Annotated in this window: 14 protein-coding genes; 1 reads left to right on the forward strand and 13 read right to left on the reverse strand. The window is 64.4% G+C overall.

Features of this window, described 5'->3' with window-relative positions; translation table 11 throughout:
* Position 1: 1 nt before the first annotated feature.
* From AQZ50_RS16180 to AQZ50_RS16220, 9 genes are all read right to left on the reverse strand, one after another.
* Positions 2 to 1,882: a CshA/CshB family fibrillar adhesin-related protein gene (locus tag AQZ50_RS16180; RefSeq protein WP_067747791.1), complete on the reverse strand. Its 1,881-nt coding sequence runs from the start codon at positions 1,880 to 1,882 to the stop codon at positions 2 to 4.
* Positions 1,883 to 1,973: 91 nt separating this feature from the next.
* Entirely contained in the window at positions 1,974 to 3,449 is a 1,476-nt protein-coding gene (locus AQZ50_RS16185) for an aldehyde dehydrogenase family protein (RefSeq protein WP_067747793.1), read from the reverse strand.
* Positions 3,446 to 5,071 (reverse strand): GMC family oxidoreductase, encoded by a 1,626-nt coding sequence (locus AQZ50_RS16190; protein WP_067747795.1) that lies wholly within the window; start codon positions 5,069 to 5,071, stop codon positions 3,446 to 3,448. Before AQZ50_RS16190 ends, AQZ50_RS16185 begins: the two co-directional genes overlap by 4 nt.
* A gap of 88 nt (positions 5,072 to 5,159) precedes the next feature.
* Complete coding sequence (locus tag AQZ50_RS16195; RefSeq protein ID WP_197412529.1) at positions 5,160 to 6,590, reverse strand: NAD-dependent succinate-semialdehyde dehydrogenase; 1,431 nt, start codon at positions 6,588 to 6,590, stop codon at positions 5,160 to 5,162.
* The gene (gene ribB / locus AQZ50_RS16200) at positions 6,590 to 7,753 is read right to left on the reverse strand and encodes a 3,4-dihydroxy-2-butanone-4-phosphate synthase (RefSeq protein WP_067747797.1); all 1,164 of its coding nucleotides are present in this window, start codon (positions 7,751 to 7,753) and stop codon (positions 6,590 to 6,592) included. The genes AQZ50_RS16195 and ribB overlap by 1 nt, the downstream gene beginning before the upstream one ends.
* A gap of 8 nt (positions 7,754 to 7,761) precedes the next feature.
* Positions 7,762 to 8,439, reverse strand: coding sequence for a TetR/AcrR family transcriptional regulator (locus tag AQZ50_RS16205; protein WP_067747799.1), 678 nt, complete (start codon positions 8,437 to 8,439; stop codon positions 7,762 to 7,764).
* Positions 8,436 to 8,948, reverse strand: a complete 513-nt coding sequence (locus AQZ50_RS16210) for a flavin reductase family protein (protein WP_067747801.1) — start codon at positions 8,946 to 8,948, stop codon at positions 8,436 to 8,438. The genes AQZ50_RS16205 and AQZ50_RS16210 overlap by 4 nt, the downstream gene beginning before the upstream one ends.
* Positions 8,949 to 8,980: 32 nt before the next feature.
* Positions 8,981 to 10,390 (reverse strand): aldehyde dehydrogenase, encoded by a 1,410-nt coding sequence (locus AQZ50_RS16215; RefSeq protein ID WP_067747895.1) that lies wholly within the window; start codon positions 10,388 to 10,390, stop codon positions 8,981 to 8,983.
* 128 nt (positions 10,391 to 10,518) lie between these two features.
* Positions 10,519 to 11,973: a 4-hydroxyphenylacetate 3-hydroxylase N-terminal domain-containing protein gene (locus AQZ50_RS16220; protein ID WP_067747803.1), complete on the reverse strand. Its 1,455-nt coding sequence runs from the start codon at positions 11,971 to 11,973 to the stop codon at positions 10,519 to 10,521.
* Positions 11,974 to 12,370: 397 nt separating this feature from the next.
* On the opposite strand from AQZ50_RS16220, the gene AQZ50_RS16225 reads away from it, so the two are divergent.
* Complete coding sequence (locus AQZ50_RS16225; RefSeq protein ID WP_156427407.1) at positions 12,371 to 13,639, forward strand: MFS transporter; 1,269 nt, start codon at positions 12,371 to 12,373, stop codon at positions 13,637 to 13,639.
* Positions 13,640 to 13,723: 84 nt separating this feature from the next.
* On the opposite strand, the gene AQZ50_RS16230 is transcribed toward AQZ50_RS16225, so the two are convergent.
* The 4 genes from AQZ50_RS16230 to AQZ50_RS16245 form a co-directional block, all read right to left on the reverse strand.
* The gene (locus tag AQZ50_RS16230) at positions 13,724 to 14,203 is read right to left on the reverse strand and encodes a hypothetical protein (RefSeq protein ID WP_067747806.1); all 480 of its coding nucleotides are present in this window, start codon (positions 14,201 to 14,203) and stop codon (positions 13,724 to 13,726) included.
* Complete coding sequence (locus AQZ50_RS16235; protein ID WP_067747808.1) at positions 14,200 to 14,604, reverse strand: c-type cytochrome; 405 nt, start codon at positions 14,602 to 14,604, stop codon at positions 14,200 to 14,202. Before AQZ50_RS16235 ends, AQZ50_RS16230 begins: the two co-directional genes overlap by 4 nt.
* Positions 14,601 to 16,181: an FAD-binding oxidoreductase gene (locus AQZ50_RS16240; RefSeq protein WP_067747810.1), complete on the reverse strand. Its 1,581-nt coding sequence runs from the start codon at positions 16,179 to 16,181 to the stop codon at positions 14,601 to 14,603. The genes AQZ50_RS16235 and AQZ50_RS16240 overlap by 4 nt, the downstream gene beginning before the upstream one ends.
* 213 nt (positions 16,182 to 16,394) lie before the next feature.
* Positions 16,395 to 17,873, reverse strand: a complete 1,479-nt coding sequence (locus tag AQZ50_RS16245; protein WP_067747812.1) for a lignostilbene-alpha,beta-dioxygenase — start codon at positions 17,871 to 17,873, stop codon at positions 16,395 to 16,397.
* Positions 17,874 to 17,897: the final 24 nt, after the last annotated feature.

A 17,897-nucleotide genomic window follows, 5' to 3' on the forward strand; every position in this document is an offset into this window, starting at 1 on the left:
GTCAATTCACCTTGGCATTCAGGGTGATCGAAAAGCTTGGCGGGGTGCCGGTCGATCCGGCCATCGTGCCCTTCGGGTTGAGGCAGATAAAGTGCACATTGGTGTCGTAGCTGGCAGTCGGCGTATACGTGCAGGACGAATATTTGGTCGGCGCGGTCGTCGAATTGGAAAAGGCGATGTCGGTGCTGCTCGTAAACGTCAGCGCGCTGGTCGGCGACCCTTGGGTAAACGTGGGCGAGGCGGCGGTGCCGACGGACAATTGCGCGGGCAGCGTGTCGATGATCAGCACGCTGTTCTTGTCCACTGTTGACGGGCCGGTGTTGGCGACGGTCAGCGTATAGGCGACGATCGCGCCGGGGATCGCCTTGGGATTGGTTGACGAGTTGATCGGGTCCGACACGATCGTCGAGCTTTTCACGATCGTCAGCGACGCGTTGGCGGCGACCTTGGTATTGGTAATGATGCACGAGACGACATCGCCCATCGCCGGGGTCACATTGCCGCCTGGCGTCGTCGGCAGCTTCGTCGCTGATCCACTGTAGGCATTGGTGCAAGCCATTGCGGAGGTGTACTGGCTGGTTTGCGTGGTGCCCGACGGGGTTTCCGACAGGGTATAGGCCGTGGCGGGGGTGACCTGGGTCTGTGCCGTGGCCGCGCCGGTCAGCGTGCTGCCCGTGCCGCTGGTGGTCGTGGTCGCAACGGTCGTGCTGCCTTGCGCGATCGTCATGGTGAACTGATCGGTGCTGAATTGCCGTCCGCCGCTGCCCAGCGCCTTTGTCAAAGTCAGGTGCGGAAAGGGCGTTTCGGTGAATGTGCAGAGCAGGGCATCGCCATAGGCCAGCGTCGCCAGCGAATAACTGGTGGTGATCACGGCACTGGGCAGGACGGTTGACGAACCCGAGGCGCTGTTGGTGCAGGTCAGGCTGGTCTGGTAATGCGACAGCGTGCTGACGCTGCCCGAGGCCATCGTTTCCGCAAGGGTCATCGGCACCGATGCGGCGGTCGACAGCCCCGCCGTGGTGAACGGCCCGAGCCCGGTCCCGCTCGATGTGCCCGAGGCGAGCGTGGCCGAATTCGATGCGGCCTGAATGGCGTAAGTGAACTGATCGGCGCTGTTTACGCGCGCATCGGCGATCTGCATGGTCAGCCGCACCGAAGCAAAGCGCACCGCCAGCATGAAGCCCTGCAACCCGCCGCCGACGAGCGTGGTCGTGATCTGCGTCGGCTTTGACGAGCCGAAGACATAGGCCCCGACATTTCCGGTGCTGGTGCCGGTTTCGGTCACGGTGGTCGTGCCGGTGCCGCTGACCGAGGGATAGGCGCTGCCGCTGATCGCGCCGGCCTGATCGAGTGTCTGCCAGGCGCCGCCATTGGTGACAAAGCTCAGGCTTTCGCCGGTATTGGTGGATTCGCCATCGGCCAGCACCATCATGTAGTTGGTCACGCCGCTGGCGCCGGCGGGCGGAGACAGGGTGACGGACGAGATCGTCACCGTGGTCGTGGCCGTGCTCGTGCCTGCACCGGTCTGATAGAGCACGGGCGCGCCGGCAATGCCGGTCATCGCCGTATTGCCGATCGCCGCGCCGCTCCACGACGGGCTGGCCACGGGGGCCAGCGCATTGCCGCTCGTCTTGAGCACGAACGACATCACTGTGCCGTCCTGCAATGTCAGGCTGAACGTCTGTCCGCCCGACGATGACGCGGTGGTGGCGTTGTACGCGCTGAAATCGATCCAGCAAAAGGTCTGCCAGTCCGATGGCCCGGTCGTGCCTTGTGCGGTGGCCACATAGCAATTGGCGGCAAATGCCGTCGTGGTCGAACAGACCCAGAGCAGCAGGAGAAGAAGCGCGCGGCGCACGATAACCGTTGTGGTTCCGATCATGCGCCAAGCTATGGCGCATGCGTGACTCGGCTGCAATCGTGACGTAGCGCAAAAGTTGCGCGGGGGTCGGGCATGATCGAAAGGGGGGCTGTTACCAGCCCACCATCACGGACTTGGTTTCGGTGAACGCTTCCACACCATGGCGCCCATGTTCGCGGCCGATGCCCGACTGGCGGAAACCGCCAAAGGGCAGGGCGAATTCCATTCCCGATCCGTTGATCTTTACCGACCCGGAGCGCAGCTTTTTGGCCAGCGCATGGGCGTTGTGGAGATTGGTGGTCCACACATAGGCGGACAGGCCATAGATGCTGTCGTTTGCGCGGGCGGCGAGATCGTCGATCGAATCGTCGGAGAATGTCATCACCGAGAGCACCGGGCCGAAAATCTCTTCGCGCACGATTTTCATCGTCGGGTTGGTATCGACGAAGATCGTGGGATTGACGAAATAGCCCTTGCCCGAGGGCGCATCGCCGCCCGCGACGAGCGTGGCGCCTTCCTTGCGGCCGGTTTCGATATAGCCCATGACCTTGTCGCGCTGGGGGCCGGAAATCAGCGGGCCGAGGGCGACGCCCTCTTGCGTGCCGGGGCCGACCACCAGCTTTTGCGTAAAGGCCACCAGCCCTTCGAGAAACCTGTCGAAGATGGCTTCGTGCACGAACAGCCGCGAGCCTGCCGCGCAGACCTGCCCGCTGTTGCCGAAAATGCCCATCGCCACGGCGGGAATGGCCTTGGCAAGATCGGCGTCGGCAAAGACGATGCTGGCCGATTTTCCGCCCAGTTCCAGGCTGACACGCCTCAGATCGCCCACGCTTTGGCGCAAGATCGCCTTGCCGGTCGCTGTCGACCCGGTGAAGCTGATCTTGTCCACGCCGTCATGCGCCACCAGCGCGGCGCCCGCCTCGGACCCGAGCCCGGTCACGACATTGACGACGCCGGCCGGAAAGCCCGCCTCGGCGACAAGTTCTGCCAGCCGCAGCCCCGACATCGGTGCCAGTTCGGCAGGTTTCAACACGACGGTGCAGCCCGCGGCCAGCGCCGCCGAAACCTTGGTGCAGGTGATGGCAAAGGGGGCATTCCACGGCACGATCAGCGCGGCCACGCCCAGCGGGTCATGCGTGGTATAGCCGTGCCAGTTGCCGGGCACGGACATCGGCACCGTCTCGCCCGTCAGGCGACGCGGCCAGCCCGCATGGTAGCGGATGGCGCTGATCGCCGAACCCACCGCCATCATGCGCGAAATGCGATAAGGCATGCCGTTGTCGATGGTTTCGATCGCGGCGATCTCGTCCTGTTCGGCCTCGACGAGGTCCGCCAGGCGCAGCAGCAGGCGTTCGCGATCGGCGGCGGGCATGGTCGACCATGCGCGGCTGTCAAAGGCGTTGCGCGCGGCGTTGACGGCCTGATCGACATCATCCGCGTTGCCTGCGGCAATGGCGCCGATGCGTTTTTCGCTGGCCGGGTCGAACACGGGGATCGTCTCGCCCGTGCCTTCGCGCCAGGCGCCATCGATGAAGTGGCCGCAATAGCCGTTTGCGCGTGCGAGCGCCTTGTCGAAGATGGTGTTCATGCCGTTTGCTCCATCCGTGCCGCGTCCAGAATCAGGTCGCTGGCTTTTTCACCGATCATCACCGCCGCCGCATTGGTGTTCGCGCCCACCAGGAGCGGCATCACGGAAGCATCCGCAACGCGCAGCCCCTCCACGCCGTAAACCCGCAACTGCGGGTCGACGACCGCCTGCGGCCCGACGCCCATCGAACAGCTTCCCACCGGATGATGCACCACGCCTGAGAGTTCGGCCTTCATCGCATCGAGCGCTTCGTCGCTGGTAACGTGGGCGCCCGGCAGCGTTTCCTCGATCACGTAGTCGGCAATTGGCCCCCCTGAGAAAATCCGCCGCGAAATGGCCAGGCCCTTCTTCAGCACCGCCCAGTCGCGTTCGTCGCCCAGCAAGTTGAGGCGAATGCGTGGGGCAGAGCGCGGATCGGCGTCGCGCAGCGTCACGCTGCCCCGGCTTTCGGGGCGCAGCAGGCAGATCGAGTTGTAGAAGCAGTCGCGCTTGGGCTTGGTGACGCCGGGGAACCAGATATTGGCATCGACCCGCACCGGGCTCGACATGATCTGCAGATCGGGCCGGTCCAGCCCTTCCTCCGAGCGGGTGAGGATGCAGGCCGCCGCGATCTGGTTGGCAAAGGGGCCCGAGCGCAGGAAATACCAGCGCAGAAACGCCAGCGTGGCCCGGTCGAAGCGCAATTGTTGCGCAAAGCTGTGCGGCGGAGCGGCGTCATACTGGTGGGCAAGGCGAACGTGTTCCTGCAGATTCTGTCCGACGCCGGGCAGGTCGTGCACCACTTCGATGCCATGGTCGGCCAGCGCCGCGCCCGGACCGACGCCCGACAGCATCAGCAGGTGCGGCGATCCATAAGTCCCGCCGCACAATACGATTTCGCGCGCGGCGCTGGCGGTATGGGGCTGGCCATTGCGTTCAAACACGACGCCGCTGGCGCGCTTGCCGGTGAACAGGATGCGGTTGACTTGCGCATGGGTAAGGACCGTGAGGTTGGGGCGGCTTCGCACCGGCTCCAGATAGGCCTTCGCCCCGCCGCTGCGTTCGCCGTTCTTCAGCGCGACCTGCACGTCGGCGCAGCCTTCGTTGCTGGCGCCGTCATAATCGGGATTGTAGGCAAAGCCTTGCAACGCGGCAGAGGCGCGCAATTCCTCGGCCATCAGCCGCGATGTGTCGACCGGGACCACGCCGATCGGGCCGCCTTTGCCGCGCCAGGCATTGCCGCCGCTCCAGTGGTCTTCGCTGCGCTGGAACCAGGGCAGCAGGCTTTGGTAATCCCAGCCCTCGCAACCCAGCTTTGCCCAGTCGTCGAAATCGAGCGGGTGTCCGCGAAAATGCACCGTTCCATTGATCGAGGACGAGCCGCCCAGAATCCGCCCGCGCGGCAGGGGAAACACTTTGCCGCCCAGATGCGGTTCGGGCTCCGAGACGAAGGGCCAGGTCAGCGCCGGATTGCGCAAGGCCTGCAGGAAACCCAGCGGCATGCGCACATAAGGGTGGTTGGCTTCACCGCCGGATTCCAGCAGGGCCACGCGGTTTTTCGGGTCGGCGCTCAGGCGATTGGCCAGCACGCTGCCGGCCGAACCGGCGCCGATGACGATATAGTCGAAATCAAGGGTCTGCACGCATGGTTCCTTGAAAATGGCCCGCGCCGGGGTCCGCCAGATGGGGGCAAGGCGATGGCGGGAAGAGCCACGGCCTTGCCCAATGGAGTCAGGCTTCGTGAATGGCCTTGGTGACGAGGCAGGCCTCGACGCCCTCGATGCCGTCTTCCGAGCCGTGGCCCGACCATTTGACCCCGCCAAAGGGGGCATCCGGGGCGGCGACGGCGGTGCTGTTGATCGTCAGCATGCCGGTTTCCAGCTCGCTGGCGAGGCGGCGCTGGCGTGCCGCATCGCGTGTCCAGGCATAAGCGGCCAGGCCATAGGGCAGCCGGTTGGCCTCGGCGATCATCGCGTCTTCATCCTTGTAGGGATTGATGATGGCGACAGGGCCAAACGGTTCGTCATTCATGATCTCGGCATCGACGGGCACGTTGGACAGCACGGTCGGCGCATAGAAGAATCCCTGATTGCCGATGCGTTCGCCGCCGGTCTCGAGCCCGGCCCCGCGCGCGACGGCGTCGGCCACCAGCCGCTCCATGGCTTCGGGACGGCGCGGATTGGCCATCGGGCCCATGCCGACGTCGGGATCGAGCCCGTTGCCGACCTTGATCGCCGCGGCGCGTTCGGCAAAGCCCTTCACGAAATCATCGAAGACGGTGTCCTGAACGATGAAGCGCGTGGGCGAGACGCAGACCTGGCCCGCATTGCGGAACTTGTGCGGCACCATCATGGTCAGCGCCTTTTCGATGTCGGCGTCATCGAACACCAGCACCGGGCCATGCCCGCCCAGTTCCATGGTCGTGCGCTTCAGATCGTCCGCCGCCAGCTTCAGCAGATGGCGGCCGATCACGGTGGAACCGGTGAAGCTGAGCTTGCGGATGATCGGGCTTGCGAGCAAGTGACGCGACACGAAATCGGGGACGCCGAACACCGCCTGGGCGACATCGCCGGGCAGGCCCGCGTCGAGCAGCGCCTGCAGCACCGCAAGCGCCGAGGCCGGGGTTTCCTCCGCCGATTTCAGGATCACCGAACAGCCCGCCGCGATCGGTGCGCCCAGCTTGCGCCCCGGATTGGAAAGCGGGAAGTTCCACGGCGCGAAAGCCGCGACCGGGCCGACCGGTTCCTTGATCACGGTGGAGCGCAGCCCCGCCGGGCGGACCAGCACGCGACCGTAGAGCCGCTGGCATTCGCCTGCATAGAAATCGAAGAGATTGGCGACCATGCCGACTTCGAGCCGGGATTCGGTGAAGGTCTTGCCTTCTTCGAGCGTGGCGATGCGACCGATGGCGTCGGCGCGTTCGCGCAACAGCCGCGCCGCGCCCTGAAGCACCGCGGCGCGTTCCTGGGCCGGGGTATTGCGCCAGCGACGGAAACCGCGCTGGGCGGCGGCCAGGGCGCGGTCGAGATCGGCTGCGGTCGCCAGCGGCAGTTCGGCGAGCACGTCGCCCGTTGCCGGGTTCAGCACTTTGTGCGTGTCGCGATTGCCGCCGGTGACGCGTTCGCCGTCGATCATCATGTACAGTTCGGGATAAGCGATCATCACGGTTCCTCGCTCGGTAGGTCGATTTTTGGGGACAATTCGTCGGAAAGCCTGCGTTCGCCCACCACTTCCAGCCCAAAGCCTTCCAGGCCGACGATGTGGCGGTGCAGCGTGGTCAGCAGCACCATCTTCTCCACGCCCAGATCGGCCAGGATTTGCGCGCCGGTGCCATAGTGGCGCAGTTCCATGCCCGACGTGTGGTCGCCCTCGGCGATCGCGCGCGATATGAGGTCGGAGGTTTCGGTCCGCACCAGCACGATCAGGCCGCGCCCCTCGCGCGCCACTTCCTCCATGCAACGCTGGAGCAGGCGGCTGCGCGGGCCGCTCATGCCGAACAGATCGTAAAGCGGCAGGCTGCCATGGACGCGCACCAGCACCGGCTCGGGGCCGGAGATGTCGCCTTTTTGCAGCACCACGCTTTCGGTTCCGTCGATCGCGCTGCGATAGGCCTTGATGATGAATTCGCCGCCGAAATCGGACCGGAAGGTCGATTGCGCGACCATCTCCACCACTTTGTCGAAGCGGCGGCGGTAATGGATCAGGTCGCGGATCGTGCCGATCTTGAGATCATGGGCCGCCGCAAAGCCGACCAGATCGTCGAGCCGCGCCATCGAACCATCGTCCTTCATGATTTCGCAGATCACGCCCGAGGGATTGAGCCCGGCCAGACGGGCAACGTCCACTGCCGCCTCGGTATGGCCCGCGCGCACGAGCACGCCGCCGTCGCGCGCATTGAGCGGGAAGACATGGCCGGGGGTCACGATGTCCGCCTTGCCCTTGGCGGCGTCGATGGCGGTGGCGATGGTTCGCGCGCGGTCGGCGGCCGAAATGCCGGTGGTGACGCCTTCCTTCGCCTCGATCGAGACCGTGAAGGCGGTTTCATAGCGTGTGCCGTTGGCCCCGCTCATCTGCGTCAGGCCCAGTTCCTCCACGCGTCGGCGGGTGAGCGACAGGCAGATGAGGCCGCGCCCGTGCGTGGCCATGAAATTGATTTTTTCGGGCGTCGCGAATTGCGCCGGGATCACCAGGTCGCCCTCGTTTTCCCGGTCTTCATCATCGACCAGGATGAACATCCGGCCGTTGCGCGCTTCCTCCAGGATCTCTTCGGTGGTGGCGATTGTGAAGCTTCTGGCGGGGGTGTTGTTTTTTGTGGGGTTTTCCATGGTCGCTCTTACTGTCCGGCGGCCAGCCCGGCTTCGAGATAGTGCGGGATGGAGAGCGCGGCCTGATCCCAGTCGATCGCGCCGAAATCCACGCCCATGATTTCCGCCAGGCGCGGGCCGCTGACCTGGGGATAGACATAGGCGCCGAGCACCATCGTCATGGCGATAAAGAACTGCGTCTCGTCGAAATGGGGCAGCGCCGCGCGCAAGAGGCGGATCAGCCGTTCGCGCGTGGCGTTTACCATCGGACGGAGGATGGCGCGCGCCTCTGACGAGGGGTCCATCAGCGCCCGGCAATAGACAAGGTGGCTGGTGCGCTGTTCGATCGCGCCGAAATTGCCGCTCAGCGCCGGGCTGAAAAAGGCCTCCAGTACCTGGCGCAGATCGGGCTTGCCGCCCGGCGGGATCTGCGCCTCGATCGCATCGAAGCGGGCGTTCTGGGCGGCGTGGATCGGATCGAAATGGCGCCCGAACATTTCCTCGAAGAATTGCTGTTTGCTGCTCCAGTGGCGGCTCAGCGCCCCCAGGCTGGTGCCTGCCGCCGCGCTGATCGCGCGGATGGTGCACCGGTCATAGCCTTCGCGGATGAACAGCGGGTCGGCCGCATCGAGAAACCGTTCGCGACTGCTTTCTCCGCCGCGTTCGGCGGCGACCTTTCCGACCTTTCCGGTGCGCGGCCCGGTCATGCCCCGGTCATGCCGCCGTAACGCCCGTCGACATAGACCAGCGGGGTGATCTCCGGATGGTTGGTGACCTTTTTCACCACGCCCACGATCATGTCGTGCGAGCCGAAGGAATGGTGCGTCTCGACTTTGCAGACAATGTTGGCCTGGGCATCGGGCAGATAGGGCAGGCCCTGTTCGTCGGTGAGCCATTCGCCGACGTCGAAGCGCCTGTCCGCGGGCTGCCTTGCAAAATCCTGGCACAGTTGCCCCTGGCTTGCCGCCAGCACATTCATGCAGAAGGCGCCGATGCGCAGCAGCGGCTGGTGAATCGAGGCGGTGCGGTTGACCGCGATCACCAGCGAGGGCGGATCGAAGCTGAGCGACATGAAGGCGGTCATGGCGATGCCGAAGCGGGCGCCGCCATGATGGCCATCGGCGGGCTCGCCGGTTGTCACCAGCGCGACGCCGCTCGCCACGCGGCGCATGGACTGACGGAAGTCGTCGAGAACGGGGTGAGTGGTGTCGTTCATCAAAAAGGTCCTGGCTCAGATCGGATAACGGCTCAGATCGGGTAATGGCCGTGTTCGGTATCGACGGTGATCCAGCGCAAGTCGGTGAAGCTGTCGATCCCCGCCTTGCCGCCAAACCGGCCGTAGCCCGACGCACCGACACCGCCGAAGGGCATTTGCGCCTCGTCGTGCACGGTGGGGCCGTTGACGTGGCAGATCCCCGACCTGATCCGCCGCGCGACTTTCAGGCCGCGCGCCGCATCGCCGGTGAAGACGGCGGCGGAAAGGCCGTATTCGCTGTCGTTGGCAAGACGGATGGCATCGTCTTCGTCCTTCGCGCGGATCACCGCGACCACAGGGCCGAAACTTTCATCGCGATAGAGCTTCATGTCGGACGTCACGCCGTCGATCACGGTCGCGGGCATCAGCACGCTCTCGCCCTTGCCGCCCGTCAGCGCGCGGGCGCCCTTGGCCAGCGCATCGTCGATCAGCGCGTTGACATGGATAACGGTCTTCATGTCGACCACGGCGCCCAGCGGGGTGTTGCCCACGCGCGGATCGCCGGTGGCGAGCGTGGCGACTTTTGTGGCGAATTTCGCGAGGAAGACGTCGGCGACGGCCTCTGTCACGATGATCCGCTCCGTCGACATGCAGATCTGGCCCTGATTCATGAAGGCGCCGAAGGCCGCCGCCTTTACCGCCTCGTCAAGATCGGCGTCATCGAGCACGATAAAGGGGGCCTTGCCGCCCAGTTCGAGCAGCACCGGCTTCAGGTGCTCGGCTGCGCGTTTGGCGATGATCCGACCGACATGGGTGGAGCCGGTGAAATTGATGCGGCGCACTGCCGGGTGATCGATCAGCGCGCCGACGATTTCGGCGGCGTCCTCGGGCGCGTTGGTGATGGAATTCACCGTGCCTTCGGGAAAGCCCGCCTCGGCGAAAGCCTCGATGATCAGGCTGTGCGTGCGTGGACAGATTTCAGAGCATTTGAGAATCACGGTGTTGCCGCAGGCGAGCGGCACGGCGATGGCGCGCACGCCAAGGATGATCGGCGCATTCCACGGCGCAATGCCCAGGCTCACCCCCGCCGGCTCGCGGATGGCGAGCGCCAGGCAGCCCGGCTTGTCCGACGGGATCACTTCGCCGCCGATCTGGGTGGTGAGCGCAGCCGCCTCGCGCACCATGCCGACGGCCAGGCCGACATTGAAGCGCGCCCAGCCTTCGGTTGCGCCGATTTCGTGCTTCATCGCCTCGATCAGCGCCGGGGCACGCGCGTCCAGCGCATCGGCCGCCTTGTTCAGCAAGGCGCGTCGCGCATTGGGGCCCATCGCCGACCATACGGGAAAGGCCGCTGCGGCCCGGTCGGCGGCAGCCCTCGCGTCGGCCACGGTTTCCCTTGGCGAGCGGCTTGCCACGGTTCCGTCCAGCGGGTTGAGGCGTTCGAAAGTCGTCTGTGAAGCCATTTTGGTCATCCACTCCTTGCTGCTGTCGCGGCGCATGGCCCGCGCAGGCATTAATCCCGGGAAAAGGGGCCCGGATTCGGCGGGCCTCCAATCGCTCCTTGCGTCATATTACAGCCTGACAGCGGGGCTCACTTCTTCAGGAAGGCGCCGTTCTTGGTCAGGAATTCCATCACTTCGCCCTTCCAGCCGTTGCGCTGCGCCACCATGTGGTCACCGGCGCGCGCGCGGTTCAGCGAGCCGAGATAGAACATCTCGTAAAGCTCGTTGCGCCCGGCCAGCGCAGAGATCGCAAAGTCGCGCGCGGTGCGGAACACGGCGGCACGCTGTTCGGCCGTAAAGCCGTTGGCGCCCGGCAGATACTTGCGCAGCATGTCGCCCACGTCCGGATCCTGGAACAGATCGAGCGACGGCGTGGCGAGCATGTTGTGCGAGCCCAGCGCGCGGATGATCTGGTTTACCCGGCTCATCCATTCCGGCATGATCGAGCGGAGCGCGGCCAGATCGCGATGCGGGAAGAAGGCGCCAGAGGTGCCCCAGACATGTGCGCGTTCCTCGGCGGCGATGATCGCGGCCTTGGTCATGATCATGTAGGTGTGGATTTCGCCCAGCATCACCGCCACGTCCTGGCGCTGTTCGCTGCCGGTGATCCTGGCCATCAGCGTGCACAGGTCGTAGGCGAATTCCAGCTTCACTTTGGCGCGGATCGCGGTCTGCTGCAACGTGTTGCCCGGCGAAACGCCGCGGGTGACGTTGTTGTAGACATCGAGATTGCCGTCGATGAACAGGCGCTCGTAAGGCACTTCCACATCGTCGAAGACCACGAAGACGTCCTGCTCGTCAAAGCGCGAGGAGAAGGGGGCGTCGGCGCGGCTCTCGTCCACGCCGTAATGATCGCGGCAGAACATGATCAGGCCCTTGGTGTTCGAAGGCACCGAGAAGCACAGCGCATGGCGCTCCGCACGGGTCGGGATCGGCGCAGAGGGATAGACGTAGAATTCGTCGGTGAACGGCCCGAGCGTCGCCAGCATCTTGCCGCCGCGCACGATGATGCCGTTTTGCGTCTCGCCCACTTTGTGAACGGTCAGATCGGCATTCATGCCGGCCAGGTCGCCGGTGCTCTTGTCGATGTTGGCATGCGCGATGGCGTGAGTCAGCGAAAGGTCGCCGTCGATCACCTCGCGATGGAACTTCGTCAGGCGGTCGTGATAGACCGGATCGCCCTTTTCCCAGATGTCGCGCCGCGCGACATGGCCCGAAAGCACGACGTTCACGTAATCGGGGGTGCGGCCCAACATGCCGTAGGAATAGCGCGCAAAGCGGTCGAGCGCCTTGTGGCGGATCGCCAGGTCTTCCTTGTTGCGCGGCACGATCAGGCTGGCGCTCATCATTTCGCCGGGCTTTTCCGGATCGGCGACGAGGCAGTCGTCGGCATTTTCGATCTGATAATCGAAATATTCCGCCATGCCCTGCAGCGAGCCCTGAAAGCGGGGCTCGGTCAACGTATCGACTTTCCTGTCGCCGAGATAGACGACGCGGTCATCCTTCAAACCGGCAAGGAACTGTTGCCCGTTGCGAACTGCCATGAAATCTCTCCCGGGGATTGGATGCAGGCTTGTGAATACGCATGTATTCGCAATGCGATTCGGCGGCAAGTGGAAAATCAAATTGGTGAAATCGTGTTATTTCAAATGCATAGCCTTTATTGACGGCTTGATCTGTGTCAAAAAGGTTTGACAGCGGTACGCCGAATCCCTCAATAAGGGAACGAAGTTCTGATTGGCAGAACCATTTGGGAGAACCGGGGTGACGGCGGCAGACGCCCGCGCAGGCGGCGTTTCGGCCCGCGGCCCCTTCACCAGACGGCCAGGCTCGTTGGAGAGGATGTCCATCCGGGGCATCCTGCGAATAATCGCAAGGTTTCCTGATGGCAGCGATGGCGGCGTTTGTCGCGCCTTCGCCCGAGATTGAAAGGGTCCTAACGTGGCAGATGTTGAGAGGTTGCCGCTCGCGACCGTCAAGCGATACGCCTACCTGAATGTTGTCGCGAGCTTTCTGGTCTGGGGCTTTGCGCTGGCCGGCGTGTCGATGATGGTGACGGTAAGTTACAAGTCGATCATGCTCGACATGCATTGGAGCAATGAGCAGACGACCGCCTTCATGGCGATCAAGTCGCTCGTTTCCGCGCTGACCGGCCTGCTGATCGGCCATGCCTTCGTCAAGTTCGGGCTGAAGCGGGTCTATGTCATCTCGCTTGCCGCGATCGGTCTTTCGACCTCCATGCTCTATTTCGCCTATTCGCTGCCGATCTATTACCTGGCGGCGGGGATCTCGGGCTTTTTCAGCATCATCTGCAACATCGCCTATCAGGTGACGCTGGCCCGCTGGTTTACTGCGCGGCTGGGGCAGATGATGGGCTACGCCGTGCTCGGCGCGGCCTTTGCGGCGCTGGTGGTGCCGGTCAGCACCACTTTCCTCGTCAAGCAATATGGCTGGCACACCACCTTCGGCCTCGCCGGTCTGTTCGTGCTGGTGGTGCTGACCGCGCTGGTCGGCGTGCTGGCGCATGAATCGCCCGAACGCTATGGCTTTACCACCGACGAGATCGACCCGCCCAAGGCTGGCATTCCGGCGAAACCGGCGATCGCGGGCCCGCCCCCGGGCGACGAGTTCAAGGCGCTGCTGAAAAGCCCGCGCTTCTACATCGTGTGCGCCTGTGTCTTTGCCTCGGGTGCCTTTTCCAACGGCATCAACGAACACACCACGCTGTTCCTCGCCGAACGCAAGCTCGGTGCCTATGCGGCGGCCGGCGGCTTTACCATGGTGATGGTGCTGTCTGCGTTGGGCAAGGTCTTCTTCGGATGGCTGTTCGACAAGATCTCCACCAAGGGCGTTGCGATTGCCTGGGCGCTGTGCGGCATTGCGGTTGCGCTGGCCTTCCCGGTCGCCACTCTCCCGACCATGGTGGTCTTTGTGGCGTTTCGCGGCATCGCCCAGGGCGGCGCGGTTGTGCAGACGCCGATCCTGGCGCGCCACATGTTCGGGCTGCGCCCGGTCGCCCAGACGATCTCGGTCTTGATGGGAAGCTTCCATCTGGGGGCGGCCGCCGGCATCTTCCTGATCGCCCGGTTCCACGACATGTCGGGCGGCTATGGCGTTCCGTTCACCGGCATCATCGTTTTGGCATTCGTTGCCTCGGCCGTCGCGTTGACCTTTCAGCCGCGGTATTGGGTCAATTACAAAAAGGCGTAATGGCGAGATCGGATCGCATGCAAAAGGGCCGCTCCCGCAAGGGGGGCGGCCCTTTTTTCCAGCGCCGTTGGCTCAGGTTGCGACCTATTGCAGGATCCAGGCGACGCCTCCGTCACGGCAATCGCCGCAGACCGCGTCAAGCAGGGCGCGCGCCGGGGCCGAGGCGTGGGGCGTTGCCAGATCGCGCCCCTGTCCCGCGTCGATGAGGCGGGCATGGACAATGCGCCGTCCGGCATCGCGGGCAAGGTCGCGCGCCAGCAGATAGTCGGACCAGCCGGTATAGCCGATCACCGGGGCTTGCGAGGAAGGAGCCAGCCAGCCGATGGCAGGGCCTTGCAGCAGGCGGACGATCTCGCCTTCGGGGTCGGCAAAATCGCAGCCCGCGCTGTGGGCCGCGGCCTGGAGCGCGCGTCCGCCTTCGCGGCCGAGGTCGCCGATCGCGCGAAAGGGGCTCTGCGGCAAGACCGCCGCCCAGGCGGAGCCGGGCAGGGCAGCACCGGCAACGATCGTGCCCCGGGCCATGCCGGTGAGCAGCGCGCGGCGCGAGATTGCGGGCGCGGTCATTGCGCGGCCGCCGGCGGATTGTTGCGGGTGAGCCAGGTTGCCACCTGCTTCAGTTCGGCGTCGGTGATGTCGACCCGGGTGAAAGGAGGCATGCTCATCAGCCCGCCGCGCACGATGGCGGTGATATAGCCCGGATCGAGGTCCGAGCGCTTGGCGAGTTCGCCATGGTCCGGCCCGAGCCGCTTGGCGATCATGATCGTGCCCATGCCGCGCGCGGCATGGCAAATGGCGCATTTGGTGCGAAACAGGCGTTCGCCGGGCGTCATGGTGGCGGCGGGGGGCAACGTCTGGGCCGGGGCGGCCTGGGTGGGGGCCGCTTGGCCCGCTCCGGCGGACAGCGCGGTGGCGGCAAACAGCAGCGCGGCGGCGGGCAGGGCCATCTTGCCGAATGCGCCGGTCATGCCTTTGTTCCTTTCGCGGCGGCAGATTTGGGCGCACTGGCCCGACCGATGCCGTTGCGTCCCGGCGCGATGATGTTGTTGGGGTCGATCGCCTTCTTTACCCGGTCGTTGAGGCGGCCGAGCGCGTGATTGTTGAAATCGAAGGTGTCGGCGATCATGTCCTGATATCCGATATGGCCGCGATATTCGGCAAAGCCGTCGCGCGCGGCGCGCGCCACCAGCCGCCGATAGAGCTTGTCCACCCTGACGATCATCTCGGCATCGTCGCGGTTGTAGAAGATCAGGCTGACATTGTTGATATGGCGCTTGCCGATGGTGAAGCTGGCCGAATAATCATGGCCCATCTCGTCATAGATGGCCTTGGTGCCCTTGGCATAGTCGAGAATCAGCTTGCCATCGGGCGGCATCACCGGGGCAAAGCTCAAATGGCCGCCGCGCCCGCCGTACCAGTTCACCGAATTGAGGGCCATGGTCGAGGGGATGCCGCGCGCGGATTTCTCCACCGGATCACCCTTCTGCCAGATCTCGAATTCGAGCGGTTTGCCGATCCTGGGCTCAAACAAGTCGCGGATCAGCTTGATATGCGCCTCGACGGCACCGGCATAGCCGAAGAGGAACAGCTTGGTATTCCACCAGCCCAGGCCAAGCTTCTTCATCATCACTTCATTCGCCGAATCCGGCAGCGCGCCGGGGCCGTCGTACCAGTCCTTGCGCTGCGTCATCGCCGAGGCAGAACGGACCGGCGTGCCGAAGACGATGTTGTGCTGGATCACGTCGCGGCGGCGCAGTTCGGCCAGGATGTCGAGCGCCCAGCCCGCATCGTCGAGATTGGGCAGCGCCAGCGTGATTTTTGCAGACATTTCCGGCTCCGGCTGGAGCCACATGCCGCCGCGGGTGACGACGCCGAAGTTTGATTGGACAAACATCTGGTCCCAGCCCGGTCCATAGCCGTAGTGATAGGCCTGCCAGACTTTGCTGTTGCCCATGGCCCCCATGCCGGTGCGCAGCATCTCCCCATCGGGCAGCACGACTTCGAGCCCGCAGAGCGTTTCGGTGTGGTCGCCATAGGGGGTATAGCCGATGCCGCGATCGAGCGCATTGCCCAGAACGCTGCCCCAGCCGTTGCCGGGGGCCGACATCCACAGCGGAATGTCATTTTCTTTCAGATGGTTGTAGAGATCGAAATAGCTGACGCCGGGTTCGATCAGGCAATGGGCATAGCGGGGATCGACCTCGATTTTCTTCATCCGCCCCATGTCGAGGACGATATTGCCCTTTTCGACCGGCGCCGCGCCGCCATAGCCCAGGTTCTTGCCCCGGCTCACCGGCCACAAGGGCACTTTCAGCTCATTGGCGATACGCACGATGGCCTGCACTTCCGCGGCCGAAGCGGGGGCCAGTGCGGCAGAAGGCTCGTGGTCCAGCCCTTCGCCCATGGCATAGGGATCGTTATAGGTCGCGCGATCTTCATCGCTGGCGAGCACCCATTCCTTGCCGATCGCGGCGCGGAAGCGCTCAAGCGCGTGATCGAAAGTCGCGGCGGTGACGCGAGCGGGCGTATGGGCTGGGGTGGGCATGGGATCCTGCTGCTCATGAGGCGGCGCAAAACGCAAGAAGGGGGGAGGGGGCGGGGGTAGGAGCCTGCGCCCGGCCGATCCGGTTGCCGGGCCGACTGGGCCAGACTGTCCTCCCCCTCATTACATTCCGATTGTCAGAACAATATTCTGGTACGGTACCTGTCACCACCGGCGCTGCGAGTCAATCGCAGCGCCGGTGCAACCGGGGACGCTTCAAACGGTTTCGAGCGCCTTGACGTCTTCGACGCTGGCCCAGTTTCCGTGCAGGCCAAAGCGCAGGCGGACGGGGATGTTGATCGTCGCGATCGGGCCGTCGGCGATTTTGGTCGCCTCGAAGATCAGCAGATCGCTGCTGCGCGTATCAAGTCGGTTCACCACCATCACGATCCAGCCGTCGCCTTCGGCCGCGTCCTTCGAGCGGGGGACGAAGCAGGGTTCCTGGATGGAGGACGTCGGCCCGACCCAGTATTTCTGCTCGGTGCCGGTTTCGAGATCGACAAAGCCGAGCGTGTTCATCACCCAGCCGCCGGCGCTGCCGCCCTTGAGCTCGACAGGCTGCGAAGGATCGATCACGACCAGCCAGCCATAGCGATATGGCTTGCCGTTGAAGCGGTCGTCGAGCTTGGGAAATTCGCCGATCATGTCGGACAGCCGCTCGGAGTGGTATTCCTCCTCGTTCTGGCTGAGGTCGACGGTCCAGCGCGAAAGATGGGTGCTGCCCGCCACCGGGTCGAACGGCTTGTCGTTGATGTCCGGGAAAAAGGGCATCATGTTGTTGGACGCGACCGGCAAGTCGAGGACAATCTTCGTGCCTTCGTTCCACGCGTTCATGACATGGCCGGCAAAGCAGCTGGGCCCCTTGAACCAGCGGATGTCGGCTGCCGTCGTGCCGGCTTTTCGCGGCACCACCGCGAGGTAGCTCGGCAGTGAGGTGTCAAAGCCGAAATGCGGCTTGACCGCCTTCAGCCGTTCCCAGTTGCCGGTCATCGGCATCACCGGAAACAGCGCGTAATCCTTGGTGATCGCGAAGTCGTGCATCATCGCGTAGTACGGATTTTCCCACCAGATCTCGAACAGCAGTTCGCCTTCGGGGCTGATCTCGTAGTACGTCATGTCCTTCGTCAGCACGCCCTTGGAGGCATAGCCAAAGCCGCACATGTTGCCGGTTTCGTAATCGGTCTTGGGGTGCGCGGTGAACGTCTCGCCGGTCATCTTGCCGTCGAACAGGGTATAACCGTCGGTTTCCAGCGTTGCCGGGTCCATCACCAGCGCGGGCGAGTCTTCCTTCAGCGCATAGAGCCGGCCGCCGTGGATAAAGGCATTGGTATTGGCGGTGCCGCGGATCTTGCCCTTGACCGCGTCATCGTCGGTCAGCGGGTTGCGATAGGCGCCGAACAGCGCGCGACCGGCCTCGTTTTCCAGCTTCCACTTGTCGGTCCTGGCCCAGCGCTGGTGAAAATCGCAGCGGCCGTCATGAATGCGGAACATCGAGATCATGCCGTCGCCGTTGAAGGCGATATCGTCGCCCAGCAGGGGCGGAAACTGGTGTTCGGGCTGCACCCGGTAAAAGGCCCCGTTCATTTCGGGCGGGATCGCGCCCTGCTCGACATTCAGATCCTGAACATCGGCTTCGACTCGCGAGGGGGCGTTGAACCCGGTGAAGCTGGGGGTCTTGGGGAACGTGGTGGTCACTCTGGTCTCCTGTCAGGCAGTCGG

The organism is Novosphingobium sp. Fuku2-ISO-50, from assembly GCF_001519055.1.
In the GTDB taxonomy this organism is placed as follows: Bacteria; Pseudomonadota; Alphaproteobacteria; order Sphingomonadales; family Sphingomonadaceae; genus Novosphingobium.

Bases quoted from the DNA above. Each gene is read 5' to 3' on its own strand.
- AQZ50_RS16180 (WP_067747791.1), bottom strand. From the start codon at position 1,882: ATGATCGGAACCACAACGGTTATCGTGCGCCGCGCGCTTCTTCTCCTG.
- AQZ50_RS16185 (WP_067747793.1), bottom strand. From the start codon at position 3,449: ATGAACACCATCTTCGACAAGGCGCTCGCACGCGCAAACGGCTATTGC.
- AQZ50_RS16195 (WP_197412529.1), bottom strand. From the start codon at position 6,590: ATGATCGCTTATCCCGAACTGTACATGATGATCGACGGCGAACGCGTC.
- ribB (WP_067747797.1), bottom strand. From the start codon at position 7,753: ATGGAAAACCCCACAAAAAACAACACCCCCGCCAGAAGCTTCACAATC.
- AQZ50_RS16205 (WP_067747799.1), bottom strand. From the start codon at position 8,439: ATGACCGGGCCGCGCACCGGAAAGGTCGGAAAGGTCGCCGCCGAACGC.
- AQZ50_RS16210 (WP_067747801.1), bottom strand. From the start codon at position 8,948: ATGAACGACACCACTCACCCCGTTCTCGACGACTTCCGTCAGTCCATG.
- AQZ50_RS16215 (WP_067747895.1), bottom strand. From the start codon at position 10,390: ATGGCTTCACAGACGACTTTCGAACGCCTCAACCCGCTGGACGGAACC.
- AQZ50_RS16220 (WP_067747803.1), bottom strand. From the start codon at position 11,973: ATGGCAGTTCGCAACGGGCAACAGTTCCTTGCCGGTTTGAAGGATGAC.
- AQZ50_RS16230 (WP_067747806.1), bottom strand. From the start codon at position 14,203: ATGACCGCGCCCGCAATCTCGCGCCGCGCGCTGCTCACCGGCATGGCC.
- AQZ50_RS16235 (WP_067747808.1), bottom strand. From the start codon at position 14,604: ATGACCGGCGCATTCGGCAAGATGGCCCTGCCCGCCGCCGCGCTGCTG.
- AQZ50_RS16240 (WP_067747810.1), bottom strand. From the start codon at position 16,181: ATGCCCACCCCAGCCCATACGCCCGCTCGCGTCACCGCCGCGACTTTC.